Raw genomic sequence first — 12,515 nt, 5'->3', positions numbered from 1 at the left:
GGCCAGCATGAGCAAACTCACCCCCACCCCCGGCCAGACCGTGGGACCTTTCTACGGCTACGCACTGCCGTACGCCAAGGACCGCGAGCTGCTGGCCCCGGGCTCGCCGGGTTCCATCCGGCTCCAGGGCACCGTGTACGACGGCGCCGGCCACCCGATTCCGGACGCCATCCTGGAGATCTGGCAGGCCGACGCCGAGGGCCAGGTTCCGCACCACACCGGTTCGCTCGTCCGCGACGGCTACACCTTCACCGGATTCGGCCGCAGCGCGGTGGGCAACACCGGCGTCTTCACCTTCACCACGGTGAACCCCGGCCCCACCGAGGAAGGCGCGGCCCCGTTCATCTCCGTGGCCGTCTTTGCCCGCGGCCTGATGAACCGGCTCTTCACCCGGATCTACCTGCCGGAGAACGAGGTCGCCCTGGCCGCGGATCCGCTGCTGTCCTCGCTGGATCCGGAACGCCGCAAGACGCTGATCGCCCGCCGCGACGCCGACGGCGGCCTGACCTGGGACGTCCGGCTCCAGGGCGAGGGCGAGACCGTGTTCCTCGACTTCGAGGGCTCCTCGAAGTGACCCTCCTCGGCGCCGAGGGCGACGTCGGCCTCCTGAGTCCCGTGTCGGCGTCGCCCCGTGTGGCGGCGCTGACCGGGGACCGGGCGGTCCTTGCCGCCATCCTCCGGGTCGAGGCCGCCTGGGCCACGGTCCTGGAGGACGCGTCCCTGGCACCGGCCGGGTCGGCCGCGATTGTCGCCGCGGCCGCCGACGTGGACCGTTATGACCTGCCGGACCTTGCCGTACGCGCCCAGGGCGGCGCCAACCCGGTGATCCCCCTGCTGGCCGACCTCCGCGGTCACGTCAACGCCCTGGACACCGCAGGGATCGGTGCCGGAAAAGCCGTGCACACCTCTCTGACCAGCCAGGATGTGCTCGATTCCGCGCTGATTCTGCTGGCCCGGGACGCCGTCCGCGGACTGCTCACCGAGCTTCGGGCCACCACCGCAGCCCTCGCCGCCCTCGCCGAACAGCACTCCGACACGTTGTGTGTGGGCCGCAGCCTCACCCAGCACTCCCTGCCGTTCAGCTTCGGGCTCAAAGCGGCCCAGTGGTTCCATGGGCTCGCCGCCGCGGCGCGCCGGCTGGAGGCCCTCGAATTCCCCGTGCAGACCGGGGGAGCCGCCGGCACCCTCGCGGCCGGCACCGTGCTGACCGGGTTTACCCTTGCAGCCGGCACGGCACCGGCCTCCGGTTCCGGGTTGTCACCGTTTGATCTCGCCGACCGGCTGGCCGCAGAACTCGGCCTCGCTGCCGTTCCGGCGCCGTGGCACACCAACCGGCTGGCCGTGACATCCCTCGGCGACGCCCTGGCCGCTGTGACCGACGCTGCCGGCAAGATCGCCTCCGACGTGCTGTTCCTCAGCCGCCCCGAGGTGGCCGAACTCGCCGAACCCCGCGCCGCCGGACGGGGCGGGTCCTCGGCCATGCCGCAGAAACAGAACCCGGTGCTGTCCGTGCTGGTCCGCAGCGCCGCCCTGCAGGCACCCGGGCTGGCCGCGCAGCTGCACCTGGCAGCGGCAAACTTCAACGACGAACGCCCCGACGGGGCCTGGCACAGCGAATGGCCGGCGCTCCGCCAGCTCCTCCGGCTGGGCCTCGGCGCCGCCATGCAGCTGCGCGAACTCGCCGAGGGCCTGCAGGTCTTCCCCGGCGCCATGCGCCGCAATTTGGACCTCTCCGGACCGCTGCTGCTCAGCGAGGCCGTCACGGCGGCCGTCGCGCCGCTCCTGGCAGGCATCCCCGCGGGTAAGCAGAGGGCCGACGGCAAGCAGCAGCTGCAATCCGTCGTCGACCAGACACTCCAGGCCCCGGCCGCCGAACAGGCCGGCACCTACCGGCGGTTGCTCCGCGCCGCAGTCCCGCCGGAACTGCTCCCGGACGCCCGGCTGGAGGAGCTGCTCGACCCGGGCAACTACCTCGGCCAGGCCGCCGAAATCTCCCGCCGCATCCTCGCGGCATACCCGGAGTTCGCCGCCCGCGGCACCAACGCCCCATCACCGATTACCGACCTGAACGGAGCCTCCCGTGGCTAGACCGACAGTCAAGGCAGTACTGCTTTCACCCCAGCGCCCGCTCGGGGACAAGCCCCTCCTCGTGGTGGGCCCGTCCCTGGGCACCTCCACGCTGCTGTGGAGCCAGGCCGGAGCCCTGCTCGGCGACGACGTCGACGTCGTCGCCTGGGACCTGCCCGGCCACGGGATCTCACCCGCCGCGACGGAAACCTTCACCGTCGCCGAACTCGCCGACGCCGTCGTCGAACTGGTGGATTCGATCGCCCCCGGAATGCAGTTCCACTATGCCGGGGTATCGCTGGGAGGCGCCACCGGGCTGCAGCTGGGCATCAAACACGGCGAACGGCTCAAGAGCCTGTCCGTGCAGTGCACCGGCGCGAAAATCGGCACGCCCGAGGGCTGGCTGGAACGCGCGGAGACCGTCCGCAGCCAGGGCACGCCGGTGATGATCCAGGGCTCGGCGCAGCGCTGGTTCGCTCCCGGGTTCATGGAGCGCCAGCCGGAACTCAGCGGCCGGCTGTTGCACAGCCTGCGCGACGCCGACCGGTTCAGCTACGCCTTCTGCTGCGAGGCCCTCGCCGGCTATGACGTCCGGGACGAACTCGGCAGCATCCGGGTCCCCACCCAGGCCATCGCTGGCACGGAGGACACGGTTGCCACGCCGTCGCTCGCCGAGGCGATCGCCGATGGCATCACCGCGGGCGGCGGCACCGCGAACGCCGTGACCCTCGAGGGTGTGGCCCATCTGGCGCCGTTCGAGGCTCCGGGGCACGTGGCGGAGCTGCTGCGGACCTTGATCACCTGGGCAGAATCCCGCGGAGCCGGCGCGTGAACGGCCCGGAAGTGACCGGCCCGGGGCGGACCGGTCTGGAACGGCATGGGGCAGTCCAGCCGGACGCCACCAGCCGCGAGATTTACGACGGCGGCATGGCGGTCCGCCGCGAAGTGCTGGGCGCCGCGCACGTGGACCGCGCCAACGCCAACAAGGACGCCTTCACCGAGGACTTCCAGGACATGATCACACGGATCGCGTGGGGCGGGATCTGGACCCGCCCGGGCCTGACCCGGCAGATGCGCTCCGCCGTCACGATCACCGCAATGGTCGCGCACGGACATTGGGAGGAACTGGCGATGCACATCCGCGCCGCCCTCACCAACGGCCTGAGCCGGGACGAAATCAAGGAAATCCTGCTGCAGACCGCCATCTACTGCGGTGTCCCCTCCGCCAACACCGCCTTCAAGACCGCCCAGCAGGTGTTCCACACGATAGACAGCGCCGCAGCGGGCACCACGGGAACGGACCAGGCGGCAGCAAACACCACAGAAGTCGACAGCACAGAAATGGACAGCACACCGTGAACCAGGCCTACCTTTATGACGCGGTGCGGACTCCGTTCGGGAAGTTCGGCGGGGGGCTCGCGGGTGTCCGTCCGGATGATCTGGCCGCGCACGTGATCGGTGAGGCGGTGAAGCGGGCCCCGACGCTTGATGTGGAGCGGATTGAAGAGGTGGTGTTCGGGAACGCGAACGGTGCCGGTGAGGAGAACCGCAACATCGCCCGGATGGGCACGCTGCTGGCCGGTTTGCCGGTCTCGATCCCGGGTACGACGGTGAACCGGTTGTGCGGGTCCTCGCTGGACGCGGCGATCATCGCCTCCCGGCAGATCAACACCGGTGATGCGGAGCTGATGCTGGTCGGCGGTGCGGAGTCGATGTCCCGGGCCCCGTGGGTGCTGCCCAAGACCGAGAAGCCCTACCCGGCCGGGGACATGTCCCTGGTGTCCACGACGCTGGGCTGGCGGCTGGTGAACAAGGCCATGCGCCCGGACTGGACCGTGTCCCTGGGCGAGGCGACCGAACGGCTGCGCGAGAAGTACGGGATCACCCGGGAGGCGCAGGATGAGTTCTCCGCGGCCTCGCACAACCTGGCTGCCGCGGCCTGGGACGAGGGGTTCTATGACAGCCTCGTGGCCCCGGTGCCGGGCACCGGACTGGTCCGGGACGAGGGTATCCGGGCCGGGTCCTCCGCGGAGAAGCTCGCCGGGCTCAAGACCGTGTTCCGGACCGGGGACGGTACCGTTACGGCCGGGAACGCGTCCCCGCTGTCGGACGGTGCGTCCGCGGCGTGGCTGGGCTCCGAGAACGCTGCCGGGCTGCTGGGGATGGAGCCGCTGGCGCGGATCGCGGGGCGCGGGGCGCACGCGAACGATCCGCAGTTCTTCGGTTACGCCCCGGTGGAGGCCGCGAACAGGGCCCTCGCCAAGGCCGGGATCGGCTGGGACCAGGTCGGCGCCGTCGAACTGAACGAGGCGTTCGCCGCGCAGTCCCTGGCCTGCATCAGCGCCTGGGGCATCGACCCGGGCATTGTGAACCGGCACGGCGGGGCCATCGCGATGGGCCACCCCCTCGGCGCCTCCGGGGCCCGGATCCTCGGCACCCTGGCCCGGTCCCTGCAGGCCTCCGGGCAGCGCTGGGGCGTCGCCGCGATCTGCATCGGCGTCGGCCAGGGCCTCGCCGTCGTCCTCGAAAACGTCAGCACAACGACCGCCCCTCAGGCAAAAACACAGGCAACAACACGGGCAGCAACGCAGGCAACAACACCGCCGGCGACAACAGCAACAGTAAAGGGCTAGGACATGCTGAACTTCTTAGAGAGCGTCAACGAGGCCGTCGCCGGCATCAAGGATGGCTCCACCGTGATGATCGGCGGGTTCGGCAACGCCGGGCAGCCGTTCGAACTGATTGACGCGCTGATGGACTGCGGCGCCAAGGAGCTCACGGTCGTCAACAACAACGCCGGCCAGGGCGACCAGGGCCTCGCGCTGCTGATCAAGGAAGGCCGGGTCAGGAAGATGATCTGTTCCTTCCCCCGGCAGTCAGACTCCTGGCACTTCGACGCGAAGTTCCACGCCGGCGAGATCGAGCTGGAACTCGTGCCGCAGGGCAACCTGGCTGAGCGGATCCGCGCCGCTGGCGCCGGAATCGGCGGCTTTTTCACTCCCACCGGGTACGGCACCATGCTGGCCGAAGGCAAGGAAACCCGCATCCTCGACGGCCGCGGCCAGGTCTTCGAGACCCCCATCCACGCCGACGTCGCGCTGATCAAGGCGCTCAAGGCCGACGGCAAGGGAAACCTCGTCTACCGCAAGACGGCACGCAACTTCGGCCCGATCATGGCCGCCGCGGCCAAGCACACAGTGGTTCAGGTCACCGAAATCGTCCCGACCGGGGACCTCGACCCGGAGATCATCGTGACCCCCGGAATCTACGTCAACAGCATTGTGAAGGTGGCCTGACATGAGCGTCAATTCCAACGGCCAGCCGGCCACCCTGGCGGGCATCCAGACGTCCGGGACGCCCCTGGGCCGCGACGACCTGGCCCGCCTCGTGGCCCGGGACATCAAGCCCGGTTCCTTCGTGAACCTCGGCATCGGCCAGCCGACCCTGGTGTCGAACTACCTCGAGCCGGAGCAGAACATCACGCTCCACACCGAGAACGGCATGCTGGGCATGGGACCGGAGGCCATCGGGGACCAGATCGACGGCGACCTCATTAATGCCGGCAAGATCCCGGTGACGGAACTGCCGGGGGCTTCCTACTTCCATCACGCCGACTCGTTCGCGATCATGCGCGGCGGCCACCTGGACATCTGCGTGCTGGGCGCCTTCCAGGTGTCCGCGACGGGCGACCTCGCCAACTGGCACACCGGCGCGCCGGACGCGATCCCGGCGGTCGGCGGGGCCATGGACCTCGCGACCGGCGCCAAGGACGTCTTCGTGATGATGACACTGCTGACCCGTGAAGGCGCGTCCAAGCTTGTCGAGGCGTGCACCTACCCGCTGACCGGCATCGGCTGCGTCACCAGGGTCTACACCGACAAGGCTGTCTTCCTGACCGGGCCCGGCGGGGTGCAGGTCCGGGAAACGTTCGGCTGCACGCTCGAGGAACTGCAGGACATGGTTCCGGTGCCGCTGACGGCCGTGTCCGCCGCCTGAAGCTGAGCTTCCGCGCGCACGGATACAGTGGGTGCGGGACCGAGAGGCATGGAAATGATCGACGCAGTAAAGGGCGCCACGGCCGGTGGCGCGCCCGCCGCCAGTGACCAGTACGTACAGTCGCTGGCGCGCGGGCTGGCCGTGATCCGCGCCTTCGACACCGAGCATCCGAAGATGACACTGACCGAGGTGGCGGCCCGGACGGACCTCACGCGCGCCACGGCGCGGCGCTTCCTGTACACGCTGGTGGAGCTGGGCTACGTCCGCACCGACGGCAAGATCTTCGCCCTGACCGCCAAGGTGCTGCAGCTCGGCTACGCCTACCTGTCGGGACTGTCGCTGCCGCAGCTTGCCCAGCCCCACCTCGAGGAGCTGTCCCAGCAGCTGGGGGAGTCGACGTCGGCCGCCGTCCTGGAGGGCGCGGACATCGCCTACATCGCCCGGGTTGCGACGCGCCGGATCATGGCCGTCGGCATCACCGTCGGCACGCGTTTCCCGGCGTACGCGACCTCGATGGGCCGGGTGCTGCTGGCGGCGCTGCCGCCCGCCCAGCTAGAGGACTACCTGGCCCGGACTGAGATCCGGCCCCTGACGCCGCTGGCCATCGGCACGCAGGAGGAACTGCTGGCCGAGCTGGGCCGCGTCAGGGCCCAGGGCTGGTGCATGCTGAACCAGGAGCTTGAGCTCGGGCTGATGTCCGTTGCCGCGCCGGTCCGTGACGGACCCAAGGTGGTCGCCGCCATCAACGTGTCATTGCAGGCCCAGTCGGTCGCGAGCCGGCCGGACCCGGACGCCTACCTGGACTTGGTCCGGGAGGCCACCGTGGCCACCGCCGAACTCATCTCCGCGGACCTGTCCTCCGGACGCTAGCGGCCGTCAGCTGGCGGGGCCCGACGCCGGCGCGGTGGAGACCGTTATGGTGACCCCAGCGGAGTCGTCACGGATATTGAGGTGCAGGTCCTTGCCCACCAGCGCGGCATGGATGTCCTCACTGTCCGCCGGAGCGATCTGCTCGGCCAGCCGTGTGACGGCCAGCGCCATGGCCCGGCCCCAGTCGTGGGGGTCCCTGCTGGACGCCTCGGCCTCGGCCGAGTAGTTCTCCTGTGGTTCGGACATATGCTCCCGCTTCCCGCCCCTGGAGCGCATCCTGTCAGGCTTTTCCGGACAGGCGGCCCGCCGGCAGATTGGTGCCGCCGGCAGGCTCCAGTACTTGAGCATGGCCAGTCTAGTGACCGCGGCGCGTGGACGTCCACGGTTCGCACCCGTTGCTCCCGAAGTTACGCGCGGATCCCCGCTAGGATTTCACTTCGGAGACCCTCCGCCATCCCGCCATTGAAGGACGCCATGCCAGAGAACGATCCCGCGCCGGACAGCCCAACACCGGCCAGACGCGCAGCCGTCATCATCAACCCCGCCAAATCCGGTGGTCCGGCGCTTCAGGGCGCCATCGTCAGGCTCTGCGAGACGCAGGGCTGGGCCGAGCCGCTCTGGCTGGAAACCACCGTTGAAGACCCGGGAACCGGGCAGGCACGCCAGGCGCTGGAGGCGGGGGTCGACGTCGTGATCGCGGCCGGCGGCGACGGAACCGTGCGCTGCGTCGGGGAGGCGCTCGCCGGCACCGGAACGCCAATGGGACTGGTCCCGCTGGGAACCGGCAACCTGCTGGCCCGCAACCTCGGGGTGGACATCACTGACCCGGTCTCCGCCTGCTACGACGTGCTCAACGGAAGCGACCAGGCGATCGACGTCGTCAAGGCCCGGCTTGACCACGCGGACAATGATCAGGTCTTCCTGGTCATGGCCGGTCTCGGCTACGACGCCGCCATCATGGCCGACACCGTTGACGTGCTGAAGGACCGGATGGGCTGGCTCGCGTACGTCGAGGCCGGCATCCGCAAGCTCCCCGGTAAACCGGTCCGGGCGCAGATCAGTGTCGACGGCGGGGAACCGGTCCGCCGCCGGATCCGCAGCGTCATGATCGGCAATTGCGGACGGATCATGGGCGGAGTCGAAATCTTCCCGGACGCCAAAATCGACGACGGAGCCCTGGATCTGTTGATCCTGGCCCCGCGGGGGCGGCTCGGCTGGTTGGGCGTCGTCGCCGGGATCTTCGGCCGGAACAAGCAGGAGACTGAATCCGTGGAGTATTTCCAGGGCAAATCCGCCGAGATCACCCTGGAACATGAACAGGAGTTCCAGCTTGACGGCGACCACCTCGGCACCGGAACGCATCTGGCCGTCACCGTCGAGCGGGACGCCCTGAAGATTCGGATGGCGGTCTAAACCACCCCCGCCGGCCGGCCGGGATACTTGCCGACTGATTACGGGCGCCAGCATTGGGGGGCGGGTCCGGGTAGTGAGTACTACCCGGATCCTGCCCTCCGGGGCCGGGCGCAAAGGCAGGTAGCGACCACGCGTGACCGGGGTTCTCCCACCAACTTGGATTGGCTCAGGCATCAAACGATGCAGCCAATTGCCTTTTGGAGGGAGTCGCAATGGCCCGCTGGTTCCTTGTCGCCCCGCTTGTCCGGCCGAATGACCGGACAGCGTCTTTTAATCCGGATGCAGCCCCGGCTGCCGAGCGGCCCGCCGACTCTTGCGGGCGCCCGTGACACCCCAGGTCGAGGGCAGGCCACGCAAACTGACCCTCCCCAGCACCGGCCACAGTGCCGGGCGCCCCGGGAGCACGCTGGCCGACCTCGCCTACGCAACCCACACCACCAACATCCTCGGCACAGCCCCAACCAGCCACGGCCACCCCGCGGTCCTGGCGCCTCAGCGGCGGCCCTACCCCGGACGTCCCGCCGAACGGACCGCCGGAGCGTCCGCGGCCCGGCTCGCGGCACCGCCCACGGCTGCGGGCATCGCGGCGCCGCCGGCACCGGCCAGGCTCTCCGGCCGTAAATGGGGGCTGTTCCTGCGCCGCCTCCTGCGCGGCACTGATACGCTTCTGGTCGCCGTCTCCATCCTCGCCGGATTCCTCAGCCACAGCGAGGGCGGCCAAGCCTTCCCGGGCACCGCCGCCGACCTCAACGGCGCCGCCATCGCAATAGTCCTCGGCGTGCTGTGGATCGCAGCCCTGGGCCTCTACCGCACCCGGGACCCCAAAATCCTGGGCGTCGGGACCAGTGAATACAAGCGTGTGGCCGCTGCCAGCAGCGCTGTCTTTGGCTTGCTCGCCGTCGGCCTGGTCGTCTTCCGGGTCCAGCCGGCCTCCGCGTTCTACCTCGTGTCCCTCCCGCTGGGCCTCATCCTGCTGCCCGGCAGCCGCTGGATTGCCCGCCGCTGGTACAACGCGCAGGGCCAGTACCTCGTCAGGGCGGTTGTCATTGGCCAGCCCGAGGATGTGCGCTACGTGCTCAAGCGGATCGCCAAGAAGTCCGGCGCCGTCTACGACATCCTGGGGGTTGCGCTGCCGGGCGGGCGGCGGGGGACGTGGTTCGACGTCGACGGCCGCCGGGTGCCCGTCCTCTCCTCCACGGATGACGTCGTGCGGACGGTGGGCCTTTACGGCGCCGAGGCAGTCATCGTGGCGGGCCCCGTACCCGGCGGCAACCAGTACATCCGCGAATTGGGCTGGGGGCTCGAGGAGCACCGGGCGGAGCTGGTCCTGGCCTCCTCCCTGACCAATGTTGCCGGGCCCCGGATCCACTGGCGTCCGGTGGAAGGGCTGCCGCTGATGCACGTGGATGTGCCGCGGTACTCCGGCGCCAGACATGCATTCAAGCGGCTGATGGACATCACGGTAGCCGCTGTCGCTCTCGTGCTGCTGGCGCCGCTTCTGCTCGCCCTGGCGATCATCGTCAAACTCGACAGCCCGGGACCCGTCCTGTTCCGGCAGGAGCGGGCCGGCAAGGCCGGAAAGCCGTTCCGGATGGTCAAGTTCCGGTCCATGGTGACGGATGCCGAAACCGCGCTGGCCGGGCTCGGGGCCCAGAATGACGGGGCCGGCGTGCTGTTCAAGATGCGCGATGACCCCCGGGTGACCCGCTGCGGACGCTGGATGCGGAAGTACTCACTGGACGAACTGCCGCAGATCTGGAACGTCCTGTCCGGGGAAATGAGCCTGGTCGGGCCCCGCCCGCCGCTGCAGCGCGAGGTCGGCGGCTACGAGCGGCACACGCACCGCCGGCTGCTGATCAAACCAGGGATTACCGGGCTGTGGCAAATCAACGGGCGTTCGGATTTGCCCTGGGACGAGGCCGTGCGCCTGGATCTTTATTACGTCGAAAACTGGTCAATCATGGGCGACGTCATCATCATGTGGCGCACCGTCAAAGCGATGTGCGTGCCCGTCGGCGCGTACTGACTTAGTGAGGAAACACAATGAACGAAACACGTTCGGGACATTCCCGCGGCCTGGACCGGGGAGCCTCCGTCGCGCCCCTGCGGGTAGCCGTCATCGGCGCGGGGTACTGGGGGCCGAACCTCGCCCGGAACTTCACCGCAAGCCCGCACTGGGAACTGGCCGGAATCGTTGACCTGGACCAGGCAAGGGCCGCCAAGCTCGCCGCCGCCCAGGGCCGGGTTCCGGTCTTCAGGTCCGTTGACGAACTGCTGGACACGGCCGACGTCGACGCCGTTGCGATCGCGACGCCGGCCCATACGCACCACGGCATCGCGCTGACGGCGCTGCAGGCGGGAAAGCATGTGCTCGTTGAGAAACCGCTGGCCGACAGCCGGGTCAAGGGACTGGAAATGGTGGATGAAGCGGAGGGACGCGGTCTGGTCCTGATGGCGGACCACACCTACTGCTATACCCCGGCTGTACTGAAAATTAAAGAGCTGATCGCCGACGGGTCGCTCGGCGAGATTCTGTTCATCGACTCGGTCCGGATCAACCTGGGGCTGGTGCAACCGGACGTGGACGTCTTCTGGGACCTCGCACCACACGACCTGGCCATTCTCGACTTCGTGCTGCCCGATGGGTTGCGGCCGATGGATGTGACAGCGCACGGGGCCGATCCGCTGGGGACGGGCCAGGCGTGCGTCGGGCACCTGACCTTCGCGCTCCCCAATGACGGCATGGTCCACGTCCACGTCAACTGGCTGAGCCCGACCAAGATCCGCCAGCTCGTGGTGGGCGGCTCCCGGCGGACGCTGGTCTGGGATGACCTGAATCCCCAGCAGCGGCTCAGCGTCTATGACCGCGGCGTCAGCCTTGACGGGGACGCCCGGTCGGCAGCGGACCGCAGGACCTCCGCCATCTCCTACCGGCTGGGCGACACCTGGTCGCCCGCCCTGCCTGAATACGAGGCGCTCGGGCAGATGGTGGCCGAGTTCGCCAACAGTATCTGGCAGCAGCGCCCGGCCCGGACCAGCGGCGCCGCCGGTCTCCGGGTACTCTCCGTGCTGGAGGCCGTCAGTGACAGCCTCAGCGCTGACGGCAAAGCCAGCATCGTCGTCGGAAACGAACCGCAACTGGAGGCAAGAAGATGAGCATCCTGCAAGGAGCGCAGGTCCTGGTGACGGGCGGAGCCGGGACCATCGGTTCCACCGTCGTGGACCACCTGCTCGACGCCGGTGCCGGCAGGATCGACGTGCTGGACAACCTGGTCCGGGGCCGGCGCGCCAACCTGGCCCCCGCCATCGCCACCGGGCGCGTCCAGCTTGTCGAAGGGGACCTCCGCGACCGGGACCTGGTCCACGACCTGAGCCGGGGCAAGGACATCGTCTTCCACCAGGCGGCCATCCGGATCACCCAGTGCGCCGAGGAACCCCGGCTGGCCCTGGAGGTGCTGGTCGACGGGACGTTCAACGTGCTCGAGGCCGCGTCGGCCCAACGGGTCGGCAAACTCGTGGCGGCTTCCAGCGCCTCGGTCTATGGCATGGCGGAGACGTTTCCCACCACCGAACGCCACCACCACTACAACAACGACACGTTCTACGGTGCGGCCAAGTCCTTCAACGAAGCCATGACCCGCAGTTTCCGCGCGATGTCCGGCCTGGACTACGTGCTGCTCCGCTACTTCAACGTGTACGGGCCTCGGATGGACGTCCATGGCCTCTACACCGAAGTGCTGGTGCGCTGGATGGAACGGATCGAGGACGGGCTGCCGCCGCTGATTTTCGGCGACGGCCAGCAGACCATGGATTTCATCCACACCCGGGACGTGGCCCGGGCCAATATCCTGGCCGCGGGCAGCGAGGCGGACGAAGGCGTATACAACGTCGCCAGCGGTGCGGAGACCAGCCTGCTGGAACTCGCCGAGGCGCTGCTGCGGGCCATGGATTCCGAACTTCACGTGGAGCACGGCCCGGAGCGGGCCGTCAACGGGGTGGTCCGGCGCCAGGCGGACACCGCCGCGGCCACGCGGGACCTGGGATTCAGCGCCGAAACCGGGCTCGAGGATGGCCTGCGAGAACTGGTCGACTGGTGGCGGCCGCTGCGCACTGAAATTTCCGACGCCAGGGTCGGGGGTGCGCGGTGACGGTAGGCCAGGACCAGGCCC

13 protein-coding genes are annotated in these 12,515 nt (G+C 69.2%); 12 read left to right on the top strand and 1 reads right to left on the bottom strand.

Going from position 1 to position 12,515, the window contains the following annotated elements; translation table 11 throughout:
- Positions 1-7 precede the first annotated feature (7 nt).
- The 8 genes from pcaG to AC50YM_RS16900 are packed head-to-tail and all read left to right on the top strand — an operon-like array spanning position 8 to position 6,933.
- Positions 8-574, top strand: coding sequence for a protocatechuate 3,4-dioxygenase subunit alpha (pcaG, locus tag AC50YM_RS16935; RefSeq protein WP_494958110.1), 567 nt, complete (start codon positions 8-10; stop codon positions 572-574).
- On the top strand, positions 571-2,088 hold the full coding sequence (locus tag AC50YM_RS16930; protein WP_494958109.1) for a lyase family protein: 1,518 nt from the start codon (positions 571-573) through the stop codon (positions 2,086-2,088). The genes pcaG and AC50YM_RS16930 overlap by 4 nt, the downstream gene beginning before the upstream one ends.
- On the top strand, positions 2,081-2,899 hold the full coding sequence (locus AC50YM_RS16925) for an alpha/beta fold hydrolase (protein WP_494958108.1): 819 nt from the start codon (positions 2,081-2,083) through the stop codon (positions 2,897-2,899). Before AC50YM_RS16930 ends, AC50YM_RS16925 begins: the two co-directional genes overlap by 8 nt.
- The gene (gene pcaC / locus AC50YM_RS16920; RefSeq protein WP_494958107.1) at positions 2,896-3,426 is read left to right on the top strand and encodes a 4-carboxymuconolactone decarboxylase; all 531 of its coding nucleotides are present in this window, start codon (positions 2,896-2,898) and stop codon (positions 3,424-3,426) included. Before AC50YM_RS16925 ends, pcaC begins: the two co-directional genes overlap by 4 nt.
- Positions 3,423-4,700, top strand: a complete 1,278-nt coding sequence (locus AC50YM_RS16915; protein ID WP_494958106.1) for a thiolase family protein — start codon at positions 3,423-3,425, stop codon at positions 4,698-4,700. The genes pcaC and AC50YM_RS16915 overlap by 4 nt, the downstream gene beginning before the upstream one ends.
- A gap of 3 nt (positions 4,701-4,703) precedes the next feature.
- Positions 4,704-5,363, top strand: a complete 660-nt coding sequence (locus AC50YM_RS16910) for a 3-oxoacid CoA-transferase subunit A (protein WP_494958105.1) — start codon at positions 4,704-4,706, stop codon at positions 5,361-5,363.
- Position 5,364: 1 nt separating this feature from the next.
- Entirely contained in the window at positions 5,365-6,063 is a 699-nt protein-coding gene (locus AC50YM_RS16905; protein WP_494958104.1) for a 3-oxoacid CoA-transferase subunit B, read from the top strand.
- 54 nt (positions 6,064-6,117) lie between these two features.
- Positions 6,118-6,933, top strand: a complete 816-nt coding sequence (locus tag AC50YM_RS16900) for an IclR family transcriptional regulator domain-containing protein (protein ID WP_494958103.1) — start codon at positions 6,118-6,120, stop codon at positions 6,931-6,933.
- A 6-nt stretch (positions 6,934-6,939) separates the two neighbouring features.
- Here AC50YM_RS16900 and AC50YM_RS16895 read toward each other — a convergent pair whose 3' ends face one another.
- Complete coding sequence (locus tag AC50YM_RS16895; protein WP_494958102.1) at positions 6,940-7,179, bottom strand: hypothetical protein; 240 nt, start codon at positions 7,177-7,179, stop codon at positions 6,940-6,942.
- A 228-nt stretch (positions 7,180-7,407) separates the two neighbouring features.
- Between AC50YM_RS16895 and AC50YM_RS16890 the strand changes: the two genes are divergently transcribed.
- The 4 genes from AC50YM_RS16890 to AC50YM_RS16875 all read left to right on the top strand — a co-directional run bounded on the left by AC50YM_RS16890 (position 7,408) and on the right by AC50YM_RS16875 (position 12,494).
- Positions 7,408-8,346 carry a diacylglycerol/lipid kinase family protein gene (locus AC50YM_RS16890; RefSeq protein WP_494958101.1) on the top strand — a complete coding sequence of 313 codons (939 nt, stop codon included), beginning with the start codon at positions 7,408-7,410 and terminating at the stop codon, positions 8,344-8,346.
- A 484-nt stretch (positions 8,347-8,830) separates the two neighbouring features.
- A complete protein-coding gene (locus AC50YM_RS16885; protein WP_494958136.1) occupies positions 8,831-10,372 on the top strand; it encodes a sugar transferase in 1,542 nt (513 codons plus the stop codon).
- Between the two features lie 17 nt (positions 10,373-10,389).
- Complete coding sequence (locus tag AC50YM_RS16880; RefSeq protein WP_494958100.1) at positions 10,390-11,502, top strand: Gfo/Idh/MocA family protein; 1,113 nt, start codon at positions 10,390-10,392, stop codon at positions 11,500-11,502.
- Complete coding sequence (locus AC50YM_RS16875; protein ID WP_494958099.1) at positions 11,499-12,494, top strand: NAD-dependent epimerase/dehydratase family protein; 996 nt, start codon at positions 11,499-11,501, stop codon at positions 12,492-12,494. Before AC50YM_RS16880 ends, AC50YM_RS16875 begins: the two co-directional genes overlap by 4 nt.
- Positions 12,495-12,515: the final 21 nt, after the last annotated feature.

The sequence above is a fragment of the Pseudarthrobacter sp. RHLT1-30-1 genome (assembly GCF_059383415.1).
This window is presented reverse-complemented; position numbering and strand designations above follow the sequence as displayed.

What these genes read in the sequence shown, in the direction of transcription:
- pcaG (WP_494958110.1), top strand. Translation starts at nt 8, where the DNA reads ATGAGCAAACTCACCCCCACCCCCGGCCAGACCGTGGGACCTTTCTAC.
- AC50YM_RS16910 (WP_494958105.1), top strand. Translation starts at nt 4,704, where the DNA reads ATGCTGAACTTCTTAGAGAGCGTCAACGAGGCCGTCGCCGGCATCAAG.
- AC50YM_RS16905 (WP_494958104.1), top strand. Translation starts at nt 5,365, where the DNA reads ATGAGCGTCAATTCCAACGGCCAGCCGGCCACCCTGGCGGGCATCCAG.
- AC50YM_RS16900 (WP_494958103.1), top strand. Translation starts at nt 6,118, where the DNA reads ATGATCGACGCAGTAAAGGGCGCCACGGCCGGTGGCGCGCCCGCCGCC.
- AC50YM_RS16895 (WP_494958102.1), bottom strand. Translation starts at nt 7,179, where the DNA reads ATGTCCGAACCACAGGAGAACTACTCGGCCGAGGCCGAGGCGTCCAGC.
- AC50YM_RS16890 (WP_494958101.1), top strand. Translation starts at nt 7,408, where the DNA reads ATGCCAGAGAACGATCCCGCGCCGGACAGCCCAACACCGGCCAGACGC.
- AC50YM_RS16880 (WP_494958100.1), top strand. Translation starts at nt 10,390, where the DNA reads ATGAACGAAACACGTTCGGGACATTCCCGCGGCCTGGACCGGGGAGCC.
- AC50YM_RS16875 (WP_494958099.1), top strand. Translation starts at nt 11,499, where the DNA reads ATGAGCATCCTGCAAGGAGCGCAGGTCCTGGTGACGGGCGGAGCCGGG.